The 20,997-nt window shown below is 60.5% G+C and carries 22 protein-coding genes; 15 read left to right on the top strand and 7 right to left on the bottom strand.

Annotation, left to right across the window (positions count from 1 at the left end):
- Positions 1–123 precede the first annotated feature (123 nt).
- The 3 genes from cyaY (at position 124) to rnk (ending at position 1,248) form a co-directional block, all read left to right on the top strand.
- On the top strand, positions 124–456 hold the full coding sequence (gene cyaY, locus PspS49_RS28565; RefSeq protein ID WP_077575013.1) for an iron donor protein CyaY: 333 nt from the start codon (positions 124–126) through the stop codon (positions 454–456).
- A 4-nt stretch (positions 457–460) separates the two neighbouring features.
- Complete coding sequence (locus PspS49_RS28560; protein ID WP_134175979.1) at positions 461–682, top strand: DUF1289 domain-containing protein; 222 nt, start codon at positions 461–463, stop codon at positions 680–682.
- Positions 683–828: 146 nt separating this feature from the next.
- A complete protein-coding gene (rnk, locus tag PspS49_RS28555) occupies positions 829–1,248 on the top strand; it encodes a nucleoside diphosphate kinase regulator (RefSeq protein WP_016985881.1) in 420 nt (139 codons plus the stop codon).
- Between the two features lie 6 nt (positions 1,249–1,254).
- On the opposite strand, the gene PspS49_RS28550 is transcribed toward rnk, so the two are convergent.
- The 3 genes from PspS49_RS28550 to PspS49_RS28540 form a co-directional block, all read right to left on the bottom strand.
- On the bottom strand, positions 1,255–4,098 hold the full coding sequence (locus PspS49_RS28550) for a class I adenylate cyclase (RefSeq protein ID WP_160042305.1): 2,844 nt from the start codon (positions 4,096–4,098) through the stop codon (positions 1,255–1,257).
- 183 nt (positions 4,099–4,281) lie between these two features.
- Entirely contained in the window at positions 4,282–4,527 is a 246-nt protein-coding gene (locus PspS49_RS28545; protein WP_008084565.1) for a TIGR02647 family protein, read from the bottom strand.
- A 253-nt stretch (positions 4,528–4,780) separates the two neighbouring features.
- The gene (locus tag PspS49_RS28540) at positions 4,781–5,065 is read right to left on the bottom strand and encodes a hypothetical protein (protein ID WP_122596690.1); all 285 of its coding nucleotides are present in this window, start codon (positions 5,063–5,065) and stop codon (positions 4,781–4,783) included.
- A 123-nt stretch (positions 5,066–5,188) separates the two neighbouring features.
- On the opposite strand from PspS49_RS28540, the gene PspS49_RS28535 reads away from it, so the two are divergent.
- Complete coding sequence (locus tag PspS49_RS28535) at positions 5,189–5,848, top strand: glutathione S-transferase (protein WP_150749826.1); 660 nt, start codon at positions 5,189–5,191, stop codon at positions 5,846–5,848.
- A 128-nt stretch (positions 5,849–5,976) separates the two neighbouring features.
- On the opposite strand, the gene argH is transcribed toward PspS49_RS28535, so the two are convergent.
- A complete protein-coding gene (argH, locus tag PspS49_RS28530) occupies positions 5,977–7,371 on the bottom strand; it encodes an argininosuccinate lyase (RefSeq protein WP_007911110.1) in 1,395 nt (464 codons plus the stop codon).
- Between the two features lie 473 nt (positions 7,372–7,844).
- On the opposite strand from argH, the gene PspS49_RS28525 reads away from it, so the two are divergent.
- The 7 genes from PspS49_RS28525 (at position 7,845) to rsd (ending at position 14,234) form a co-directional block, all read left to right on the top strand.
- On the top strand, positions 7,845–8,591 hold the full coding sequence (locus PspS49_RS28525; protein ID WP_127930203.1) for a LytTR family DNA-binding domain-containing protein: 747 nt from the start codon (positions 7,845–7,847) through the stop codon (positions 8,589–8,591).
- A 137-nt stretch (positions 8,592–8,728) separates the two neighbouring features.
- Entirely contained in the window at positions 8,729–9,670 is a 942-nt protein-coding gene (gene hemC, locus PspS49_RS28520; RefSeq protein ID WP_127930202.1) for a hydroxymethylbilane synthase, read from the top strand.
- Positions 9,667–10,428 carry a uroporphyrinogen-III synthase gene (locus PspS49_RS28515; RefSeq protein ID WP_127930201.1) on the top strand — a complete coding sequence of 254 codons (762 nt, stop codon included), beginning with the start codon at positions 9,667–9,669 and terminating at the stop codon, positions 10,426–10,428. The genes hemC and PspS49_RS28515 overlap by 4 nt, the downstream gene beginning before the upstream one ends.
- 16 nt (positions 10,429–10,444) lie before the next feature.
- Positions 10,445–11,587 carry a uroporphyrinogen-III C-methyltransferase gene (locus PspS49_RS28510; protein ID WP_127930200.1) on the top strand — a complete coding sequence of 381 codons (1,143 nt, stop codon included), beginning with the start codon at positions 10,445–10,447 and terminating at the stop codon, positions 11,585–11,587.
- Positions 11,584–12,822 (top strand): heme biosynthesis protein HemY, encoded by a 1,239-nt coding sequence (locus tag PspS49_RS28505; RefSeq protein ID WP_127930199.1) that lies wholly within the window; start codon positions 11,584–11,586, stop codon positions 12,820–12,822. The genes PspS49_RS28510 and PspS49_RS28505 overlap by 4 nt, the downstream gene beginning before the upstream one ends.
- 218 nt (positions 12,823–13,040) lie before the next feature.
- A complete protein-coding gene (locus PspS49_RS28500; protein WP_127930198.1) occupies positions 13,041–13,592 on the top strand; it encodes a disulfide bond formation protein B in 552 nt (183 codons plus the stop codon).
- A gap of 183 nt (positions 13,593–13,775) precedes the next feature.
- Positions 13,776–14,234, top strand: a complete 459-nt coding sequence (gene rsd / locus PspS49_RS28495; RefSeq protein ID WP_127930197.1) for a sigma D regulator — start codon at positions 13,776–13,778, stop codon at positions 14,232–14,234.
- A 61-nt stretch (positions 14,235–14,295) separates the two neighbouring features.
- On the opposite strand, the gene PspS49_RS28490 is transcribed toward rsd, so the two are convergent.
- Positions 14,296–14,961 carry an FKBP-type peptidyl-prolyl cis-trans isomerase gene (locus PspS49_RS28490; RefSeq protein WP_127930196.1) on the bottom strand — a complete coding sequence of 222 codons (666 nt, stop codon included), beginning with the start codon at positions 14,959–14,961 and terminating at the stop codon, positions 14,296–14,298.
- 192 nt (positions 14,962–15,153) lie between these two features.
- Here PspS49_RS28490 and PspS49_RS28485 point away from each other — a divergent pair, with 192 nt between their 5' ends.
- Positions 15,154–16,383, top strand: a complete 1,230-nt coding sequence (locus PspS49_RS28485; protein WP_160042303.1) for an AlgP family protein — start codon at positions 15,154–15,156, stop codon at positions 16,381–16,383.
- Here PspS49_RS28485 and PspS49_RS28480 read toward each other — a convergent pair.
- Positions 16,380–16,841 (bottom strand): TIGR02444 family protein, encoded by a 462-nt coding sequence (locus tag PspS49_RS28480; RefSeq protein WP_160042301.1) that lies wholly within the window; start codon positions 16,839–16,841, stop codon positions 16,380–16,382. The genes PspS49_RS28485 and PspS49_RS28480 overlap by 4 nt on opposite strands.
- 50 nt (positions 16,842–16,891) lie before the next feature.
- On the opposite strand from PspS49_RS28480, the gene PspS49_RS28475 reads away from it, so the two are divergent.
- From PspS49_RS28475 to PspS49_RS28465, 3 genes are all read left to right on the top strand, one after another.
- The gene (locus PspS49_RS28475; protein WP_127930193.1) at positions 16,892–18,802 is read left to right on the top strand and encodes an ATP-binding cassette domain-containing protein; all 1,911 of its coding nucleotides are present in this window, start codon (positions 16,892–16,894) and stop codon (positions 18,800–18,802) included.
- Positions 18,802–19,383, top strand: coding sequence for a mechanosensitive ion channel family protein (locus tag PspS49_RS28470; RefSeq protein ID WP_095119850.1), 582 nt, complete (start codon positions 18,802–18,804; stop codon positions 19,381–19,383). The genes PspS49_RS28475 and PspS49_RS28470 overlap by 1 nt, the downstream gene beginning before the upstream one ends.
- A gap of 123 nt (positions 19,384–19,506) precedes the next feature.
- Complete coding sequence (locus PspS49_RS28465) at positions 19,507–20,139, top strand: LysE family transporter (RefSeq protein ID WP_095049367.1); 633 nt, start codon at positions 19,507–19,509, stop codon at positions 20,137–20,139.
- 114 nt (positions 20,140–20,253) lie between these two features.
- On the opposite strand, the gene PspS49_RS28460 is transcribed toward PspS49_RS28465, so the two are convergent.
- Positions 20,254–20,997 carry a hypothetical protein gene (locus tag PspS49_RS28460; RefSeq protein ID WP_038359108.1) on the bottom strand — a complete coding sequence of 248 codons (744 nt, stop codon included), beginning with the start codon at positions 20,995–20,997 and terminating at the stop codon, positions 20,254–20,256.

Genomic DNA, 20,997 nt, shown 5'->3' with positions numbered 1-20,997 from the left:
CCTACAAGGGTTTGGTGTCAGGAGTGGGGCAGGGTGCTTGGTCGTTAATCTTTGCAATCGGCCGGCAGCGTCCGTATCTTTCGGCGCTTGAGCCTGATCAGAACATTTTTTGAGGTTGCCGCAATGAGTTTGTCCGAAGCCCGTTTCCACGATCTGGTCGATGAAACCCAGGAAAAACTGGAAGACATCTTTGACGAGAGCGACCTGGATATCGATCTGGAAAGTTCGGCCGGTGTGCTGACCGTCAAGTTCGAAAACGGCTCGCAGCTGATCTTCAGCCGTCAGGAGCCGCTGCGTCAGCTGTGGCTGGCGGCGGTGTCCGGTGGTTTCCACTTCGACTACGACGAAGAAAGCGAGCGCTGGATGTGCGACAAGAGCGAAGAGCAACTGGGCGAAATGCTCGAGCGCATCGTCAAGCAACAGGCTGGCGCTGAATTCGACTTCGAAGGTCTGTGATTCCGTGACTGACACCGCTCCTGTTCGTCCGCCGAAGCCGCTTTACAGCAACATCAGCCCGGCAGTGCCTTCGCCGTGCAGCGGTGTATGCCGGCTGGATGAGCAAAAGGTCTGCCTCGGCTGCTTCCGCCATGTCGAAGACATTCGCGAGTGGCGTTCGGCGGACGATCAACGCCGTCGGGTCATCTGCGCCCAAGCCGCAGACCGCCGCAACTCCTCAATGTAGGAGCTGCCGGGTGGGTGACTTGTATATTTTTTGAGCTGTGATAGTGTCCGAACACGCCTCAACCCATCGAGGCTTGGTGAAAACCCCGTCTTTTTTGGCGGGGTTTTGCTTTTTTTGTGTGCAGAAGAAAGGAGTCTGCCCGGATCATGACCGCACCTTCCATCACCCTTACCCGTCTGGACGTGCAACGTCTGGAGCGCCTGATCGATAGCCTGAACGATAAAGACCAGGCTGCGCCGGGCGTGATTGCGCTGCAAACCGAGCTGGACCGCGCCGATACCGTGGTCGGCCACGATGAAGTGCCCGCCGATGTCGTGACGATGAATTCCCGTGTGCATTGCCGCGAAGAAGGCAGTGGCAAGGACTATCACCTGACGCTGGTCTATCCGAAGGATGCCAACGCCGATGAAGGCAAGATCTCGATCCTGGCTCCGGTCGGCAGCGCGTTGCTGGGCCTGAAAGTCGGTCAGCACATCGACTGGCCGGCACCCGGTGGCAAGACCCTCAAACTGACTTTGCTGGAAGTCGAATCGCAACCAGCCAACGGTGGCGCGTTTCCCGAGTAATCCGCCTCAGACCTGTTCGAGCGCCTCGTTCAGGGCGCGCTCCAGGTCAGCCTTGTAGCGCAGATACAGATTGCTTGAACTTTGCCCGTCACCGAGCAGGCCTGAAAGGTCGAGGTCGGTGATGTAGCAGCGATAGCGTTCGCTGTCGCGGCGCTGCTCGACGATCTCCCGGGCGACCACGCTGAATAGCTGGTCGCCATGTTCCAGCTCGCTGAATTCCCGTTGATTGCAATACAGGGTGACCTGCACTTCGCCCGGTGCGGCTTTGCCGACGATCGCCTGCACGTCGTAGAACGGCTTGTTCACGGGTGTCTGCGGTGCCGGCCGCGCTTCGACCCGGCGCGCGCGTTGCGGGCCCGATGGCAATAACTGGTAATACAAAGTTTCGAGGCGGACATCCGGGCCGGCGTCCATCGGTAGCACGGCTTCACGGCGGAACAGGATCGATTGCAGGAAGCGCTGCAACGGCACCAGCAGGCTCTGCTCGTCGTGGTAAGGCAAATGTTGTTGCCACAGCGCATTGAACTCATCCAGCACGTACAGCTCGGCCTGTTGCTCGGTGATCCGATAGAACACCTGAATACATTCCGGCTGGCCCATCGGCAGGATCAGTGCGAGGTCGTGATCCTCCAGCGCCATCGGATCCAGATGCAGCGGGCTGTAGCGCGGCTGCTCTTCACCGAGGTAGTCGAGCAGGGCCGGAAGGGTGGCGAGGGCGACGTGGTTGACCTGGCCCGGCACCAATTCCAGCACGTGATAGTGCTGCTGCACCTGGATCAGGTAGCGGTGATTCAAATCGCTGAGCAGCAGATTCTGCGCAGTGTCGATGATTTCCTCGACGCGGCGGGCGATGAATTGCGCGCGGTTGTGGCAGAAACAGCGCACCTTTAGCGTCGGCTGCAATGGTCCGCGCGGCAGATTATTAAGGTAATCGCGCAGGCAATCGAGCAAGGCATGCGGCCCGTCAAAGCGGTTGACCAGCACTTCGTTCCAACTGTTGAGCGTGACCTGATCCAGCGTCAGCACGAGGTTCTCGCGCACGCCGGCGTAACTCAGCGAGTCGGTGCGTTCGGTGGTCATCAGGATGTTCAGGTCGCGGTGATGTTTGAGCGGATCAATACCGACGTTGACCAGAATCAGCACTTCGCTTGGCACAGCGGCACGTAGCAGCGGCTCCTCGGCGACTGTAGGCAAGGGCAGGGCGATGCACTGTTGCAGGCTGCCGAGCAGGTTGAACAACTCGAACTCGCTCAGGTCGCTGGTGCCTGGATGCAAAGCCAGGCGGGTGCTGCTGTCGATCACGCCGTTGCGGTGGCACCATGTCAGCAATTCAAGCAATTCGCGGCTGCGCTTGATCGGCGCGAAGTGTTCCCACTCCAGCGCCGTGAGGCTGCCGTTATACAGGCCCCACTGGGTTTGCCCGGGCTCCTTTTTATTGCGCGACTGCACCAGCGTCAGGGTGTCTTCGGCCAGATCCGGGGCGATGCCGGGGTTGATGAACTCGACCTTGTCGGCCTTGCGCTCGAAGGCTGCGTAGAGCCGGCGGCCGAGCACATTGAGATCACGCTTGTTGATCAGGCTGACGGTCTGCTCGGTGCGGGCGAACTGGGTCAGGAAGCGATAGCTGTAGTTCAGCTCATTGACCAGCGCGCGGCGTTCGGCGCTGACCTGGCGGACTTTCCACTGGCTGCGGCTGTCGAGCAGTGTCAGTTGCCGCTGATCCCAATGCCATTCGCTGGCCAGCCGTTCCAGCAGCGAGCGCTGCCAGCTCTGGGTGCGGCTGTTGCCGGTGAGCTTGCGGTTGACCTTCAGGTACAGCGCGCGGCGCACCAGTTCCAGACGTTCCGGTTCGTTGCGCGCAGTGAGGTACTCCTCGATGCGCCGGTACACGACCATGTACGGATCCAGCTCATCGAGATCGAGCTGATTGGCGAACACGGCTTTCTTGAAACGCAGGCTCAAGCACTGCACCTGTGGGTGTTCGCTGGCGTAAACCTCGGTCAGCAGCAGTTTGAGTACCGATTTGTACGGTGACTCGATGCCCTTGAACAGTTGCCACAATCCGGCGCCGATGAACTCTCCCGGTGGAATCGTCGCCAGATGGCCGAGATCCAGGGTTTCGTCAGCGCGGATAAAGCGCTTCGACAGCAGGGTATGGGTGTAAAGGTCGTAGGCGGTTTCTTCGTAAACCGGCACCAGCCACCAGATCGGTGTACGTCCGGCCAGCCAGATCGCGGTGCGATAAAACTCGTCGAGCAGCAGATAGTGCTGAGTGCTGCCGCAGTTTTCCGAGCTGAGTTGAGTGTCGCGTTCGCCTTTGACGAAACGCTCCGGGTCGATCAGGAAAAAATGCGCTTCGGCGCCCTGACTCGCCGCCCAGGCTTCCAGCAGCTGACATTTCTTGCTCAGTTCGGCGAGCTCACTTTCGCTCAGATCCGGCGCGTGGCAGACCCACACGTCCATGTCGCTCTGATCGGCCTGGGCCAGCGTGCCGAGACTGCCCATCAGAAACAGGCCATGAATCGGTCGCGGTGGATTGCTGCCGTGGCGCGGTTTGTAGGAGAACGAGCGGGTCAGGCGTTGGGCTTCAGCGAGTGTATCGGCGTCCGGTTCGTAATTGGCTACCCCGGCCGGCGTACTGCTCGAGACATAACCCGGCAGCAGCGGGTGATTGACGTGGAAAAACAGCGGAAGCAGTGTCAGTACGCCTTGTTGGCGTGTCGACAAGCCTTCCAGTGCGCGACCTAAGCGCCCTTCATTGAGTTTGAGAAAGCGCGCACGCAGCTGGCTGAGTACCTTGCGGTCGATGCCTTCGTCCAGGTCGGGGCGGATTTCGTGGGTGCGCGTCATGTCAGCTCAAACCGGCTCGCAAGCTCGGACGAAGAGGGTCTCGGAATGGGAGGCAGTTTAGCCTTTGCGCAGCGGGACTTTTAAGCTGAATTTGTTTTTTGACGTCAGATTTCTATCGCGGACGACCGGGCAGGCCCGCGGAAATCCCGTGGCAGGAGTTCCCGTGGGCGAAGTCGGGGAGAATCAGGCGGTTTCTTGCTCTCTCAGAATGGTCAGCACGGTTTGCACATTTTGTGCGGCATCGCGACCGAGGCTGGTCAGATAACCGCCATCAGGCTGATCCGTCAGGTCTTTTTCAAAGAGGCGTTTGGCGGCAGAAATATGTTTCGGGGCAGCGGTCTGATGAATTTTCAAACCTTCCTGGGAACTGTCCAGGGGAAAGAGTGCGAGGACTTCCAGTTCGGCAACCAACTCAGGGGTAAGCGACATAAGGACTCCAGACTTTCTAGGAATTGGACGACAGCGTCCCTAAGGTGAACCCGCTTTTGCGGCATGTCCAGTGCTCAGATCAGGGATTTTGTCTTGAGGCGAATTCCAGTGTAGTCGGGGCCGGGGAGTTGGCTGGATGGATACGTTACAAACATTGTAGGAGTGAGCCTGCTCGCGATAGCGGAGTGCCTGTCAGCATATTCTTCACTGACAGAACGCTATCGCGAGCAGGCTCACTCCTACAGGATCGGGGTTACTGCTTTTCCGGTGGCAGCTCTGGCAATGCACGCAGCGCCGCTTCGTACCATTCGGTATCAAATGCGCGGTCTTCATCGAGCATCGCGTCAATCTCGTAGGCCAGTACGTGCGCCATCAGGTTGAGGATCTCTTCACGCTCAGTTCCGACCAGTGTCAGCTTGTTGAAGGTTGCCTTGGCCGCTGGCGGGTTGTCGCTTTCGATCTGGTTCTCGATGGCTTCGATCAACGTAGCCTCGGTGAACTCTTCTTCGTCGTTGTCGATGTCTGTCGGCTCGCTCATGGCAGGCTCCTCATGGAAAGGCGCCAGTTTACCCGCATTCAGCGGGGTGATGCTGCTGGCGCGATTCGCCTGCACGATCTATAAACAGGCCCTGCCCACCCCGCACGGCCTGGAGGCTATGTGATGTTCAAGCTCTACGGATTCTCAGTCAGCAACTACTACAACATGGTCAAACTGGCGCTGCTGGAAAAAGGCCTGCCGTTCGAAGAGGTCACGTTCTATCCGGCGCAGACACCGGAATCTCTGGCCATCAGCCCGCGCGGCAAGGTCCCGGTGCTCGGCGTAGACGCCGGTTTCATCAACGAAACCGCGATCATCCTCGAATACCTCGAGCAAACCCAGAAAGGCACGCCGCTGCTGCCGAGCGATCCGTTCGAGCGCGCGCAGGTGTTGGCGATTGCCAAGGAAATCGAGCTGTACATCGAACTGCCGGGACGCGCCTGCTATGGCGAAGCGTTCTTCGGCATGACCCTGCCGGAGGCAATCAAGGAAAAAACCAAAACCGAATTGCTGCTGGGTTTTGCGGCGCTGGGCCGGCATGGCAAATTCGCCCCGTACGTGGCGGGCGACAGTTTGAGTATTGCCGATTTGTACTTCCTTTACAGCGTGCCGCTGGCCTGTGCGGTCGGGCAGAAGCTGTTCGGGATCGATTTACTGGCGGAGATGCCGCAGGCGAAGGCGTTGCTGGAGCGGCTTGAGCAGAATCCGCATGTGCAGAGGATAGCGGCGGACAAAGAAGCGGCGATGCCGGCGTTTTTAGCGATGATTGCTGCGAAGAAGTGATTTTTCTGCTGTTCTGAAGATCGCATTCGCGAGCAGGCTCGCTCCCACAGGGGATTTTTGTCGGCCACAAATTCTGTGTTCAACAAAAATCCAACTGTGGGAGCGAGCCTGCTCGCGAAGCTTTTGCTTTAGCGGCTGGCGATCAGGGCCTGACCGCGCACCACAGCTGCCTTGACCTGTGCCGGCGCAGTCCCGCCGATATGGTCACGGGCATTCACCGAGCCTTCCAGGGTCAGCACGGCAAACACATCCTGCTCGATCTGATCGCTGAACTGGCGCAGTTCTTCCAGGCTCATCTCGGCCAGATCCTTGCCAGTGTCCACACCGTATTTCACCGCGTGGCCAACGATTTCGTGGCAATCACGGAACGGCAGACCACGGCGCACCAGATAATCCGCCAGGTCGGTCGCGGTGGAGAAACCGCGCAGCGCCGCTTCACGCATGATCGCGTGCTTCGGTTTGATCGCCGGGATCATGTCGGCAAAGGCGCGCAGCGAGTCGCGCAGGGTGTCGGCGGCGTCGAACAGCGGCTCTTTGTCTTCCTGGTTGTCCTTGTTGTAGGCCAGCGGTTGGCCTTTCATCAAGGTCAGCAGGCCCATCAGTGCGCCGAATACACGGCCGGTCTTGCCACGCACCAGCTCTGGCACGTCAGGGTTTTTCTTTTGCGGCATGATCGAGCTGCCGGTGCAGAAACGATCCGGCAGATCGATGAACTGGAATTGCGCGCTGGTCCACAGCACCAGCTCTTCGGAGAAGCGCGACAAGTGCATCATCGCGATGCTCGCGGCCGAGCAGAATTCGATGGCGAAGTCACGATCGGACACGTTATCCAGCGAGTTGCCGCCGACGGCGTCGAAACCCAGCAGTTGCGCGGTGTATTCACGGTCGATCGGGTAGGTGGTGCCGGCCAGCGCGGCGCTGCCCAGTGGCATGCGGTTGGTGCGCTTGCGGCAGTCGACCAGACGCTCGTAGTCGCGGCTGAGCATTTCGAACCAGGCCAGCATGTGATGACCGAAAGTCACTGGCTGCGCGGTTTGCAGGTGGGTGAAGCCCGGCATGATGCTCGCGGCTTCGCGCTCGGCTTGTTCCAGCAGGCCTTTTTGCAGGCGGGTGATTTCAGCGAGGATCAGGTCGATCTCGTCACGCAGCCACAGGCGGATGTCGGTGGCGACCTGGTCGTTGCGGCTGCGCCCGGTGTGCAGCTTTTTGCCGGTGACGCCAATGCGATCGGTCAGGCGTGCTTCGATGTTCATGTGCACGTCTTCGAGGTCGATGCGCCAGTCGAACTGGCCGGCCTCGATTTCGCCCTGAATGGTCTTCAGGCCATCGATGATGCTGTCGCGCTCGGCATCGGTCAGCACGCCGACCTTGGCCAGCATGGTGGCGTGGGCGATCGAGCCCATGATGTCGTGGCGATACAGGCGCTGGTCGAAAGTGACGGAGGCGGTGAAGCGGGCGACGAAGGCGTCGACGGGTTCACTGAAGCGGCCGCCCCAGGACTGATTGGTCTTGTCAGTGCTCATGAATTCGCTCGTATCGGCTTGAAGAAAAAAGGCGTGAAACGCTGGCGCGGATAATAACAGGGTTGCCCAGACTGTCGCTGACACCGGTCGATACGTTTTTTTCTCATCGGCTCAGTCATAGTCGGCGCTGGCCCTGGCGGATTTGCGCAAGGATATTTTTCGATTGAGCAATATCGGCCCGACGAGCGTCTACAGTAGGACATAAGGGTCGGCGCGGCTGCGGATCGCACAAAGGTCTGACCGCCGACTATAAGAAGAGGGGGGTGGGTGTAATTGTCCTTCGGCAATCCCCGTGAGAAACGCAGGAAACAGCGGGCTTCGAGCAGTACGACCCGGACACTGGCAAATATTGCTGGCCGACGTACGGCACTTTTTGGCGCTCGGGCTAGTCTTAGCGTGGATCGCGGTGACGGACGTCACTTCACCTGTCTACGCTATCCTTGTGCGAGACTCACGCAGGAATCCAGCGCAATATGAATGTCCTGATCGTTGATGACGAACCACTGGCTCGCGAGCGCCTCAGCCGAATGGTGAGCGAGCTCGAGGGTTATACAGTTCTGGAGCCCAGCGCCACCAATGGCGAAGAGGCGTTGGTACTGATCGACAGCCACAAGCCGGATATCGTACTGCTCGATATCCGCATGCCGGGCCTCGATGGCCTGCAAGTCGCTGCCCGTCTGTGCGAACGCGAAACGCCGCCGGCCGTGGTGTTTTGCACCAGCCCCGATGAATTTGCCGTGGAAGCCCTGCAGGCCAGCGCCGTGGGCTATGTGGTGAAACCCGTGCGAACCGAACATCTGCATGACGCCCTGAAACGGGCTGAACGTCCCAATCGGGCGCAACTCTCGGCCCTGACCCGTCCTGCTGCCGAAAGCGGCACCGGCCCGCGCAGCCACATCAGCGCCCGCACCCGCAAAGGCATCGAACTGATCCCGCTGGATCAGGTGGTCTACTTCATCGCTGACCACAAATACGTGACCCTGCGTCACGAAGCCGGCGAGGTGCTGCTGGACGAACCGCTCAAAGCCCTTGAAGACGAATTCGGCGAGCGCTTCGTGCGTATCCACCGCAACGCGCTGGTCGCCCGTGACCGCATCGAACGACTGCAACGCACACCACTGGGACATTTTCAGCTGTTCCTCAAAGGTCTCAATGGTGATGCGCTGATTGTCAGCCGTCGGCATGTGGCCGGTGTGCGCAAGATGATGCAGGGGCTGTAGCCCGGTCATTTCGGGCGGCCTCTCTTTCCTTTACCAGGCATTGCCGGCCAGGGAGGCCGCGCCGTTTCTGATTCAAGTCAAAGTGGATTTGGCTGAGCTGTTATTATCCGCCGTATCTATTCAGTACGGATTGATCCATGTCCTCTCGCGAAATCCGCATCGCCACCCGTAAAAGTGCGCTGGCCCTCTGGCAGGCCGAATACGTCAAAGCCCGTCTGGAAGCGGCCCACCCGGGCCTGCTGGTGACGCTGGTGCCCATGGTCAGTCGCGGCGACAAGCTGCTCGATTCGCCACTGTCGAAAATCGGTGGCAAGGGCCTGTTCGTCAAGGAACTGGAAACTGCGCTGCTGGAAAACGAAGCCGACATTGCCGTCCACTCGATGAAAGACGTGCCGATGGACTTCCCGGAAGGCCTCGGCCTGTTCTGCATTTGCGAGCGTGAAGATCCGCGCGATGCCTTCGTTTCCAATACCTATGCCAGCCTGGAGGCGTTGCCTGCCGGCAGCATTGTCGGCACGTCGAGCCTGCGTCGTCAGGCACAGTTGCTGACCCGTCGTCCGGACCTGCAAATCCGCTTCCTGCGCGGCAACGTCAATACACGTCTGGCCAAGCTCGATGCTGGCGAGTACGACGCGATCATCCTCGCTGCGGCCGGTCTGATCCGCCTCGGTTTCGAAGATCGCATCACTTCGGCGATCAGCGTCGATGACAGTCTGCCAGCCGGTGGCCAAGGCGCAGTCGGCATCGAATGCCGCAGTGCCGACACTGAAATCCACGCCTTGCTCGCACCGTTGCATCATGCCGATACCACGTCGCGGGTGACCGCCGAACGTGCCCTCAACAAACATCTGAATGGCGGCTGCCAAGTGCCGATCGCCTGCTACGCCGTACTTGAAGGCGAGCAGTTGTGGTTGCGTGGTCTGGTCGGTGAGCCGAGTGGCGGCAAGCTGCTCAGCGCCGAAGCCCGGGCGCCGCGTGCCGATGCCGAAGCGTTGGGCGTGAAGGTCGCCGAAGACCTGCTCAGCCAGGGCGCCGACGATATTCTCAAAGCGGTTTACGGCGAGGCAGGTAACGAGTGACTGGCTGGCGCCTGCTGCTGACGCGCCCTGCGGAAGACTGTGTGGCGCTGGCCGAGACGTTGGCCGGGCAGGGGATTTTCAGTAGCTGTTTGCCGCTTCTGGACATTGTTCCGCTGCCGGTCTCTGCCAAAATCCGTCAGGCGATTGCGCAGTTGCCGAGTTGCAACGCGGTAATCGTGGTCAGCAAACCGGCGGCACGCATTGCGCTGGATCTGCTCGATGGCTCGCCCTCGTTGACGATGCCTTGGTTCAGCGTCGGCGCGGCGACTGCACAGATTCTTCGCGATTATGGTCTGGACGTCAGCTTCCCGGCGGACGGCGATGACAGCGAAGCCTTGCTGCAATTGCCGCGTCTGCGTGCAGCGGTGAGCCAGCCCGGGGCGCAGGTCTTGATCCTGCGCGGAGAGGGCGGCCGTGAGCTACTCGCCGAGCGCCTGCGTGAGCTTGGTGCTAGTGTCGAGTATCTGGAATTGTATCGACGTGACTTGCCGGCCTATCCCCCGAACGAACTGTCGCGGCGGATCGAAGCGGAACGCTTGAACGGGCTGGTGGTCAGCAGTGGACAGGGTTTCGAGCACCTGCGCCAGATGGCCGGTGATGCCTGGCCGACAATCGCGCAGTTGCCGTTGTTTGTTCCAAGCCCTAGGGTCGTCGAGCTGGCAGGTGCCGCCGGGGCTCAAACAGTTGTGGATTGCCGCGGCGCGAGTGCCGCGGCTTTGCTGACGGCGTTGCGGGAGCATCCCGAACCCGTTTACTAATGCAAAGGATGGATACGTGAGCGAAACAGCCTTGCCTAAAGATGATGTGCAACCTGTGATTGAAACCCAGGTTGAAACTCCACCGCCGGCCACAGAGCCGCGCCGAGGCAATGGATTGGCCATCGTCGCCTTGTTGCTCGGCGCCGCCGGCGTCGCGATCGGTGGCTGGGGTGTCTGGCAGGTCCGTCACCTGCAGACCAATACTCAGCAGCAGTCCGGTGAAGTGCAGGCATTGAACGATCAGGCGCAGAGCCTGAAGCTCAATGAGCAGCGCCTGACCGAGCGCCTCGCGCAACTGCCGGGGGCCGACGAACTTGCCGAGCGCCAGCGTCTGGTGACGCAACTTCAGGGCGATCAACAGCGCCTTAATCAACGCCTGGAGACGGTTCTCGGTGCCAGCCGCAAGGACTGGCGTCTGGCCGAGGCCGAGCACCTGCTGCGCCTGGCCAGCCTGCGGCTGTCGGCGTTGCAGGACATCAGCAGCGCTCAGGCGCTGGTGCAGGGCGCTGACGAAATCCTCCGTGAGCAAAACGATCCCGGTTCCTTCGCCGCTCGCGAGCAAGTGGCGAAAACCCTCGTAGCGCTGCGCAGCACTGCACAACCGGATCGCACCGGTCTGTTCCTGCGTCTCGGCGCATTGCGTGATCAGGTCATCGACCTCACCGAGCTGGCGCCGGAGTACAAGGATCGCGGCGAGTCGCTGCTGGGCCTGACCGCCGACGGTGACGGCGCCAGTCGTTGGGCGCAGTGGTGGGATCAGGTCTCGCGCTACATCCGCATCGATTTCAACGCTGACAAAAACGTGCGGCCGCTGCTGGCCGGGCAGAGCCTGAGTCAAGTGCGTCTGGCCCTCAGCCTAGCACTGGAGCAGGCGCAGTGGGCTGCGCTCAACGGGCAGGCGCCGGTCTATACCCAGGCGCTGGCTGAGGCGCGTGATGTGCTCAAGGGCAATTTCAACCCGGACAATCCGCAAAGCAAAGTGATGCTCGAACAGGTCGCCGAGCTGAGCAAGGAACCGGTTACGGTCACGACGCCGGACCTGGCTGGCACGCTGAGTGCGGTGCAAGCCTACCTTGAGCGGCGCAACGTTAACGCTGAAGAGTCGGTGAAACCTTTCGCCAAACCTGCCGTCAACACCGCGCAGGAGGCCACGCCATGAAGCGCTTGTATGTGATCGTGTTTCTGGTGATCGCGGCGACGGCGGCGCTGGGTCTGGCGATTGCCGAGCATTCCGGTTACGTGCTGGTGGCCTACAAAAGCTTCCGCTACGAGTCGAGCCTGTGGGCGACACTGGCGGTAATCGCTGTGCTGTGGTTGCTGATCTGGGGCATCAAGGCGCTGGTCGAGCTGGTCATGACGTCGAGCGGTGTGGTCAATCCATGGTCGCGACGCAACCGCAGCCGGCGTGTGCAGGTGGCCATCGAGCATGGCCAACTGGATCTGGCCGAAGGTCGCTGGGCCAGTGCTCAGCGTCATCTTTATCGAGCGGCTGAAGCCGAGCGTCAGCCATTGCTGTACTACCTCGGTGCTGCCCGCGCAGCCAATGAGCAAGGCAATTACGAAGAGTGCGATCGATTGCTGGAGCGTGCACTGGAGCGTCAGCCGCAGGCGGAACTGGCGATCGCTCTGAGTCATGCGCAGTTGCAGACCGACCGTGGCGATACCGACGGTGCCTTGGTGACTCTGCAAGCGATGCATGATCGTCATCCGCACAATGCGCAGACGCTGCGTCAGTTGCAGCGCTTGTATCAGCAGCGCGGCGAATGGTCGGCGGTGATTCGTTTGTTGCCGGAATTGCGCAAGGACAAAGTCCTGCCGCCCGCCGAACTGGCAGAGCTTGAGCGCCGCGCCTGGGGGGAAAACCTGTCGCTGGCAGCGCAGCGCGAAGAGGACGGGAGTGTTGGCTTGCAGTCGCTTACACGTGCCTGGCAGCAGCTCACTTCGGCGCAGCGTCAGGAGCCGCCGCTGGTGCTGGCATACGCCGAACAGCTGCGTCAGCTGGGTGCTCAGGTCGAAGCGGAAGAAGTGCTGCGCACGGCCCTCAAGCGCAAGTACGACAGCCATCTGGCCCGTCTCTACGGTCTGGTGCGCGGTAGCGATCCGGCCCGTCAGTTGCAAACTGCCGAAGGCTGGCTGAAGGATCACCCGAACGATCCGAGCTTGCTGCTGACCCTTGGCCGCCTGTGTCTGCAAACCAGCCTGTGGGGCAAGGCGCGGGACTATCTGGAAAGCAGCCTGCGTGTGCAGCGCAATCCTGAAGCCTGTGCGGAACTGGCACGGCTGCTCGCACAGCTGGGCGATACCGAGCGCAGCAATCAGTTGTTCCAGGAGGGTCTGGGGCTGCTGGATGAGCGCCTGCTGGCCGCGCCATTGCCGGTTCCGGCGCACGTCTGAAGTGGCGGGGGAGGCAGCTCCCTCGCTTACCTTTTGTGGTTGAAATTTCAACTTCAGCGAGCGCCCGAGGCGAATTCCTACAACTGACTACACCGATTCCTCTCGAACCTGTCGGGTTTTCCCTACACCTCTGGTGAACTGTCGGCAGGGCCTCGCCTTGAAAGGCTGACACGCTTTCCTCTACCGTAACCGTCTGTCTCTACTGTTACGGAAAAGCCATGTCGTTGGCCTGCTCACGCTCCTTGTTCTTCATGGCTTTCACTGCGGGGGCCTTTGCTCTGGGAGCTTCCTATTATCTTGAATATGCTGTTGGTCTGACGCCGTGCAGCCTGTGCCTGGTGCAGCGCCTGTTCCTCACGTTGCTGTGTGTATCCAGTGGCCTGGCGGCGGTGCACGGCCCCAAGCGTGTCGGTTTGTGGCTCTACTGGCTGTTGACGCTGGGCGCGAGTCTGGGAGGTACCACGGCTGCCTGGCGGCAGGTGCTGATCCAGAGCGATCCGCTGCTGCAACTGCTCAATTGCGCGCCTGCCCCGGAGCTGTTGTTCACTGGTCTGCCCTGGATCTGTGCGTTGCAGCGGATGTTTAGCGGCGGTGCCGATTGTGCGGAAATTTCCTGGACGTTGTTCGATCTGAGCATCCCGGAATGGAGCCTGCTGTTCTTTGTCGCGGTATCGATTCTGGCGGTTTATCAATTGTTGCGGCTGGTCTGGAGTGCTCTGCAACGACCGCTCAGCGGCGAAGCGTCGCACCCGGTGCTGCTGCGGGATTAAACACTTGTATGAACTTTATCTCCTGCGTACCTTGAAGCCATAGGCGTGCGGGCATAATCTGGCCCGCACGTGTCATTGGATTTATGTTGCTCGATGACGCTCTGCCCGGCCGACCCCCTAGCCAAAATCAAAAGAGGGGCGCGGGTGTAGAGCAGCATGACCCACAAGGGAAGAGAGATCGCCATGCTCGAAAGTTGTCAGAATGCTCAGGAACGCTGGGGTGGAGTTCATCTGCTGATCGACCGCTGGTTGCAGGAGCGTGAAGATCTGATCGGTGCCTACGACAAGCTCGGCGCAGAGCCTGATTCGCTGTCCGAGAGCCGCAAGCCCTTGCAGGAGTTCTGCGGTGTACTGGTCGATTATGTGTCGGCCGGGCACTTCGAAATCTACGAACAGCTGACTGGCGAAGCCAAGGCGTTCAACGACAAGCGCGGCCTCGAACTCGCCGAGACGATCTATCCGCGCATCGATGTCATCACCGAGAAGCTGCTCGCGTTCAACGACCTGTGCGATGAAGGCAAATGCGTAGCGGAGAAGTTCAAAGAGCTCGGAGGCCTGCTGCACGAGCGCTTCGAACTTGAAGACTGCCTGATTGAAGTACTGCATACAGCACACAAGGAAGAAGATCCGGTTCAGGCCTGATCTTTTTCCCTGATCGAAAAAAAACGGTGCGCCCGAAAGCGCACCGTTTTTTATTGCCTGCTCAACTCGTCGCGCCACGTAATTCCACTTCAAACACCAGCGGTGTGAACGGTGCGATCAAGTCGCCGGCACCGTCGGCGCCATAGGCCTGATCGGAGGGAATCACCAGTCGCCATTTCGCACCCACTGGCATGTTCTGTAACGCGGTGCGCCAACCGGCAATCACGCTGTCGAGATTGAACCATTGCGGCTGAGTGTTCTGGTCGAACACTGTGCCGTCGGGTAGTCGCCCGACATACAGCACCTGCACTTTTCCATCGGGACCGGCCTTGGTCCCCGTGCCAGGTGTCAGCTCGGTGAGCAGGATGCCATCGGCCAGTTCCTTCACGCCCGGTTTGGCTTTTTCAGCGGTGAGAAAACGTTGCTCGTTTTCCATCGCCGCATCGCTGGATGGCTGTGCAGAGTGTTCGGCATTTTGCGCTTCATGATCGGCCAGAATCTGTTCGATACGTGCTTCGCTCAGCGCCAGCGGCTTGCCTTGATAGGCTTGTTGCAAACCATCGACCAGTGCCTGAATCTGCAGTTGCGGGACTTCCTGACGCAGCCGTTCACCGAGGCTGGCACCGAGGCTGTAGGCCAGATCGTGAGCATCGTTCGCGGTGGTTTTTTCGTCAGCGTGAGCGGCCGAAACAAGCATGCAGAGGGATAAAAAAAAGTAGCGCGACATGGGCACACTCCGTCCTGAGATGCGGTGGATTATGCCAGCGCGAACGTCTGCAACGGTGAACTGCTTTTGCCTTCACGCAGAACATTTTCGATTCGGTGCAACGCAACGCAATCGATACTGTCAAGATGCCCTAGCGGCGGTAACTGCAGAGGTCTAGTATGAGCCGCACTCACGTCAGCCAGGAGGTAAACCATGTCGGCCACCAAGAAGCCTGTAAATACTCCGTTGCACTTACTCCAACAACTCTCGGGCAGCTTGCTCGAGCATCTGGAAAACGCTTGCTCGCAAGCCTTGGCTGATGCTGAAAAACTGCTCGCCAAACTGGAAAAGCAACGCGGCAAGGCGCAAGAAAAACTGCACAAGTCCCGCACCAAATTGCAGGACGCAGCTGCCGCCGGCAAAGCCAAGGCACAGACCAAAGCCAAAGGCGCCGTGAAAGAACTGGAAGACCTGCTCGATGCCTTGAAGGATCGTCAGTCGGACACTCGCAGCTACATTCTGCAACTCAAGCGCGATGCTCAGGAAAGCCTGAAGCTGGCCCAGGGCGTGGGCCGCGTTCAAGAAGCCGTGGGTAAAGTGTTGTCCACCCGCGCCGCCAAACCGGCAGCGGCACCGGCGAAGAAAGCAGCTGCCAAACCTGCTGCTGCAAAAGCTCCAGCGAAAACCGCAGCGGCCAAGCCTGCTGCAAAAGCTGCTGCTAAAACCGCTGCCAAGCCAGCTGCAAAAACACCGGTGAAAGCCGCTGCAAAACCAGCTGCCAAAGCGGCCGCAAAACCTGCAGCGAAGAAACCTGCTGCGGCGAGCGCTGCAAAACCAGCGGCTAAAACCACGGCGGCAAAACCTGCTGCGCGTACTGCCGCTGCCAAGCCGGCTACCCGTGCCGCCGCTGCTAAACCAGCCGCCAAACCAGCTGCAGCAAAAGCTGCTCCAGCGAAAACCGCCGCTGCCAAACCGGCCGCTAAACCTGCTGCCAAAGCTGCCGCAAAACCTGTTGCTAAAACTGCTGCTGCAAAACCAGCTGCCAAGACTGCCGCTAAACCAGCTGCCGCCAAACCTGCTGCAAAAGCACCAGCTAAAGCTGCTGCCAAACCAGCCGTGAATGCCGCTGCCAAGCCAGCAGCCAAGCCTGCCGCAAAACCAGCCGCTAAACCGGCCGCTGCTGCCAAACCAGCGACTGCTGCTAAGCCTGTTGCTGCAAAACCCGCCGCCAAGCCAGCTGCAAAACCAGCCGTTAAAAAGCCAGCCGCTGCCAAACCAGCCGCTGCCAAACCGGCCACCGCACCCGCCGCAAAACCTGCCGCACCGACAACTTCGGCTGCGCCAGCTGCACCGGCACCTGCCGCTACTACCTCGACCCCTTCGACTGCGCCAACGCCAGCCGCTGTGTCGAGCGTCAGCAACAACCCAACCAGCGCTTCCTAAGTGCCGGTAGCCGCGACGCGCAGCACTTGCAGCGCGTCGCGGTTCGGGTTGGCCGCTGTGCCGGCCAAACCTTCAAGCCAGGTCATTGAACCTGCGTCGTTTCGCGCCCACTCCTGTGCCACACCTTCAAGCCGTGACAGCAGCGCTCGCTCAGCTTCCAGCTCGAGTGATTTGATCTGCTCGCGCATGCCGTTCAACACCGCATCATCCAGCGCACGCGCTTTCCATTGCATGCGCAGTGTTCGCAGGGGCTGCACCACTTCGATATCCCACGGCTCGGTCAATGCCTGAAGCACGCCAATGCGTTGTTCATCGCAGGTCACCCCGCGTTGTTCCAGCCATAAACCGCAGAGCAGCAGGCACACGTTGGCGCCCGCCGTTTGCAGTTGCAGGCAGGCATCTTCCACACCCGCTCGGGCGTAGGTGGCAAGGGAAAAGCTCCACAGGTCAGAGGACATCGTGCTACTCGCGCCAGTTGTGAGCGAAGCTGGTAGACTCCGCCGCCATTATGATCCGACTTCAGAACCTGACTTTACAGCGTGGCCCGCAACGTCTGCTAGAAGACGCCGAGCTGACCCTGCACGCCGGCCACAAAGCCGGCCTCATCGGTGCCAACGGCGCCGGCAAATCCAGCCTGTTCGCCTTGATTCGGGGTGAGCTGCACCCGGATTCGGGTGACTGCTACTTGCCAGCCGACTGGCGCATCGCTCACATGCGCCAGGAGATCGAGACGCTCGAGCGGCTTGCCGTCGACTATGTGCTCGATGGCGACCTGCGTCTACGCGAGGTGCAACGTGACCTCGCCGCCGCCGAAGCGGCGCATGACGGTGCCGCTCAGGCTCGTCTGCACGCCGAACTCGACAGCGCCGACGGCTACACCGCCGATGCGCGAGCGCGCAAGCTGCTGGCCGGTCTGGGTTTCACCAACGAGCAGATGGATCGTCAGGTAGGCGATTTCTCCGGTGGCTGGCGGATGCGTCTGAATCTGGCGCAGGCATTGATGTGCCCATCGGACTTGTTGCTGCTCGACGAGCCGACCAACCACTTGGACCTCGACGCCATCATCTGGCTCGAAGAGTGGCTGAAAAGCTACCCGGGCACCTTGCTGCTGATTTCTCACGACCGCGATTTCCTCGATGAAGTGGTCGATCACGTCGCGCATGTCGATCAGCGCAAGATCACTTTGTATCGCGGCGGCTACACCGCATTCGAACGCGCCCGTGCCGAGCGTCTGGCCCAGCAGCAACAGGCCTACGAGAAGCAGCAGGCGCAACGTGCGCACATGGAAAGCTACATCGCCCGCTTCAAGGCGCAAGCGACCAAGGCCCGTCAGGCGCAGAGCCGGATCAAGGCACTGGAGCGGATGGAAGAGCTGTCGGCGGCCCACGTTGATTCGCCGTTCGATTTCGTCTTCCGCGAGTCGACCAAGATTTCCAGCCCGCTGATCGACCTGTCCGATGCGCGTTTGGGCTACGGCGACAAAACCATCCTGGAGAAGGTCAAGCTGCAACTGACCCCGGGTGCGCGGATCGGCCTGCTGGGTCCGAACGGCGCGGGTAAGTCGACGCTGATCAAGAACCTCGCCGGCGAGCTGTCACCGCTCGGCGGGCGCCTGACCCGTGGCGAGAACACCGTGGTCGGCTACTTCGCTCAGCATCAGCTCGATTCGCTGGATTCCAAGGCCAGCCCATTGCTGCACTTGCAGCGTCTGGCGCCGACCGAGCGTGAGCAGACCCTGCGCGATTTCCTCGGCGGTTTCGACTTCCGTGGTGCGCGCATCGATGAGCCGGTGCTGAATTTCTCCGGTGGTGAAAAGGCGCGTCTGGCCTTGGCGCTGATCGCCTGGGAGCGCCCAAACCTGTTGCTGCTCGACGAACCGACCAACCACCTCGATCTGGAAATGCGCCTGGCGCTGACCATGGCGCTGCAGGAATTCAGCGGCGCGGTGCTGGTGGTGTCTCACGATCGACACTTGCTCAAGAGCACCACCGACAACTTCTACCTGGTCGCTGACGGCAAGGTCGAAGAGTTCGATGGCGACCTCGAAGACTACGCGCGCTGGCTGGTGGAATACCGTCAGCGCAATGCCCCGGTCAGCAACACCCCGGTGAACCCGGACAAGACCGACAAGAAGGCCCAGCGTCAGGCGGCGGCTGCGTTGCGTCAGCAACTGGCCCCGCACAAGCGTGAAGCCGACAAGCTCGAAGCCGAACTGGGCAAGCTTCACGAGAAGCTCGCCAAGGTCGACGCCAGCCTTGGTGACAGCGACATCTACGAGCCGGCGCGCAAGAACGAATTGCGTGATCTGCTCGCCGAGCAGGCCAAGCTGAAGGTTCGTGAAGGCGAGCTGGAAGAGGCGTGGATGGAAGCCCTCGAGGTGCTGGAAAGCATGCAGGCGGAGCTGGAGGCGCTGTCCTGATGGAAGCGTTCAAGCTGCCGCTACCGGCGGTGTGGGTCGAGCCGGTCTGGTTCACGGTGCAGATTCTGCTGATCCTGCTGGCCGGTTACCTCACCCAGCGCTTCGTTGCCAAAGGCCTGACGCGGTTGGGTGAGCGCTATCCGTTTCCGCCGCAATTGCTTATGCCGCTGCGGGGCGTGTTGCGCTGGCTGATCATGGGCAGTGCGCTGATCTTCGTATTGGAACGCCTCGGTGTTTCGGCCACGGTGTTGTGGACGGCGCTGTCGGGGTTCGTCGCGGTGGCGGCGGTGGCGTTCTTCGCGATGTGGAGCGTGCTGTCGAACCTGCTCTGCGCGATTCTGATCTTCACGGTCGGGCCGTTTCGGTTGGGGGATATCGTCGAGCTGGTCGATACCACCGACAAGCCAGGCGTCAAAGGCCGGGTGGTGGCGATCAATCTGCTCTACACCACGTTGATCGAGGCTGAGGAATTGGGCACTGGCAGCGCGATGGTGCAGGTGCCGAACAGCTTGTTTTTCCAGCGCTCGGTGCGGCGTTGGCGCGGGACGGATGTGTTTCCGTCGAGCGGTTTCGAGAAGTAGATTCTGCGGCGTCTGTTCTGACGCCTTCGCGAGCACCTGCAACATTCAGCAAAAAATCGGTAGTCATCCATTCAAACCCGCATTAGCTTAGGCATTTGTCACGAGCATGAGTCGAGGTGTGCGATGGAGCTTCAAACATGGCTGGCGTTTTTTGCCGCCTGCTGGGTGATCAGTCTGTCCCCGGGTGCTGGCGCCATTGCGTCGATGTCCAGCGGTCTGCAATACGGTTTCTGGCGCGGTTACTGGAACGCCCTCGGCCTGCAGATTGGCCTGGCGGTACAAATCGCGATTGTCGGCGCCGGTGTCGGCGCGATCCTGACCGCTTCGGCCACGGCCTTCCACGCGATCAAGTGGTTCGGTGTGGCTTATCTTGTTTATCTGGCCATCAAGCAATGGCGCGCGCTGCCCATGGACATGAGCGATGACGCGGCGGTGCGGCCGATCGGCAAGCCGCTGGCGCTGGTGTTCCGCGGCTTTCTGGTGAACATCAGCAACCCCAAGGCTCTGGTCTTCATGCTGGCGGTGCTGCCGCAGTTCATCAATCCGCACGCGCCGCTGCTGATTCAGTACGTGGTGATCGGTGTGACGATGATCTTCGTCGACCTGATCGTAATGGCGGGCTACACCGGTCTGGCGTCGAAGGTCCTGCGTCTGTTGCGCACACCGCAGCAGCAAAAGCGCATGAACCGCACGTTTGCCGGGTTGTTCATCGGCGCGGCGGCGTTTATGGCAACGTTGCGCAAAGCGGCGGCATAAACATCGCGGGCACAAAAAAGGCGACCTTTGCCGGTCGCCTTTTTTGTGGCTGGGACGCAGAGCGTCCCGGGATGCATTCCCACGCGGAGCATGGGAATGATCAGGAGCCAGTCATCAGCGCAAGATCACCGGCGCGGTATCACGCGGCAGATTGTTGCGCTGCGGTGCTTCGCGCGGCTGCTCGTAACCGCCGCCACCGAGCTGCATGCTCAGTTGCCCGGCTACGTCCTCACCCAGCGCCTTCGACACGTCACGCACCACCCGTGGGCGGTTCAGCGAGATCTTGATGTCGCGATGGTTCACCAGTTTGGTGTCCTGCGCTTCACCCATCGCCGTGAAGGCCGAGGTGATTTCGAAGGTCTTGGTGTTGATCAGGCTGAAGTCCGCCACCAACGTCAGGCCCAGCACCGCCGAATAGCTGTCGGTGTTCGCCAGCTCGTTGACGTCCTGAGTGAAGTCGATGTCCGACACCGTACCAAACAGCACATAGTCGGCGCCTTTGAAGTTGCCGGCCTTGATGCGTTTGATCACGTCATAGACGTCACCCTTGGACGACGCGGTGTACGGCGTGCCCTGCACCAGCTGGAACATGCCGGTGCGCAGGATTTCACCCTTGATGTCGCCGGTGAATTTGCGCAACTCGCCTTGCTCGATGTAGCTGGTGCTCGCTTCGATCTCATTGTAGCTCGAGGAGCCGCTGGAGCTGTAGTAACCCTCGCGGTGATTGCTCTGGGCCGAAACGATGTGGATGTATTGCTCCACACGTTCCTGATAGGCCAGATCCGTCACCGCGACTTTCGGGGCCGCTTGCACGCTGAACGCGCAAGCCAGGGCCATCATGCCAATCCATGCGCGCAT

Source organism: Pseudomonas sp. S49, assembly GCF_009866785.1.
In the GTDB taxonomy this organism is placed as follows: Bacteria; Pseudomonadota; Gammaproteobacteria; order Pseudomonadales; family Pseudomonadaceae; genus Aquipseudomonas.
Note: the sequence above shows the minus strand (reverse complement) of the source record. Positions and strands in the feature narration are given on the sequence as shown.

Bases quoted from the DNA above. Each gene is read 5' to 3' on its own strand.
- PspS49_RS28490 (WP_127930196.1), bottom strand. From the start codon at position 14,961: ATGTCGCGCTACTTTTTTTTATCCCTCTGCATGCTTGTTTCGGCCGCT.
- PspS49_RS28465 (WP_095049367.1), top strand. From the start codon at position 19,507: ATGGAGCTTCAAACATGGCTGGCGTTTTTTGCCGCCTGCTGGGTGATC.
- PspS49_RS28550 (WP_160042305.1), bottom strand. From the start codon at position 4,098: ATGACGCGCACCCACGAAATCCGCCCCGACCTGGACGAAGGCATCGAC.
- PspS49_RS28475 (WP_127930193.1), top strand. From the start codon at position 16,892: ATGATCCGACTTCAGAACCTGACTTTACAGCGTGGCCCGCAACGTCTG.
- PspS49_RS28470 (WP_095119850.1), top strand. From the start codon at position 18,802: ATGGAAGCGTTCAAGCTGCCGCTACCGGCGGTGTGGGTCGAGCCGGTC.
- PspS49_RS28505 (WP_127930199.1), top strand. From the start codon at position 11,584: ATGAAGCGCTTGTATGTGATCGTGTTTCTGGTGATCGCGGCGACGGCG.
- cyaY (WP_077575013.1), top strand. From the start codon at position 124: ATGAGTTTGTCCGAAGCCCGTTTCCACGATCTGGTCGATGAAACCCAG.
- argH (WP_007911110.1), bottom strand. From the start codon at position 7,371: ATGAGCACTGACAAGACCAATCAGTCCTGGGGCGGCCGCTTCAGTGAA.
- PspS49_RS28540 (WP_122596690.1), bottom strand. From the start codon at position 5,065: ATGAGCGAGCCGACAGACATCGACAACGACGAAGAAGAGTTCACCGAG.
- PspS49_RS28500 (WP_127930198.1), top strand. From the start codon at position 13,041: ATGTCGTTGGCCTGCTCACGCTCCTTGTTCTTCATGGCTTTCACTGCG.
- PspS49_RS28485 (WP_160042303.1), top strand. From the start codon at position 15,154: ATGTCGGCCACCAAGAAGCCTGTAAATACTCCGTTGCACTTACTCCAA.
- PspS49_RS28460 (WP_038359108.1), bottom strand. From the start codon at position 20,997: ATGCGCGCATGGATTGGCATGATGGCCCTGGCTTGCGCGTTCAGCGTG.
- PspS49_RS28525 (WP_127930203.1), top strand. From the start codon at position 7,845: ATGAATGTCCTGATCGTTGATGACGAACCACTGGCTCGCGAGCGCCTC.
- rsd (WP_127930197.1), top strand. From the start codon at position 13,776: ATGCTCGAAAGTTGTCAGAATGCTCAGGAACGCTGGGGTGGAGTTCAT.
- PspS49_RS28545 (WP_008084565.1), bottom strand. From the start codon at position 4,527: ATGTCGCTTACCCCTGAGTTGGTTGCCGAACTGGAAGTCCTCGCACTC.
- rnk (WP_016985881.1), top strand. From the start codon at position 829: ATGACCGCACCTTCCATCACCCTTACCCGTCTGGACGTGCAACGTCTG.
- hemC (WP_127930202.1), top strand. From the start codon at position 8,729: ATGTCCTCTCGCGAAATCCGCATCGCCACCCGTAAAAGTGCGCTGGCC.
- PspS49_RS28480 (WP_160042301.1), bottom strand. From the start codon at position 16,841: ATGTCCTCTGACCTGTGGAGCTTTTCCCTTGCCACCTACGCCCGAGCG.
- PspS49_RS28535 (WP_150749826.1), top strand. From the start codon at position 5,189: ATGTTCAAGCTCTACGGATTCTCAGTCAGCAACTACTACAACATGGTC.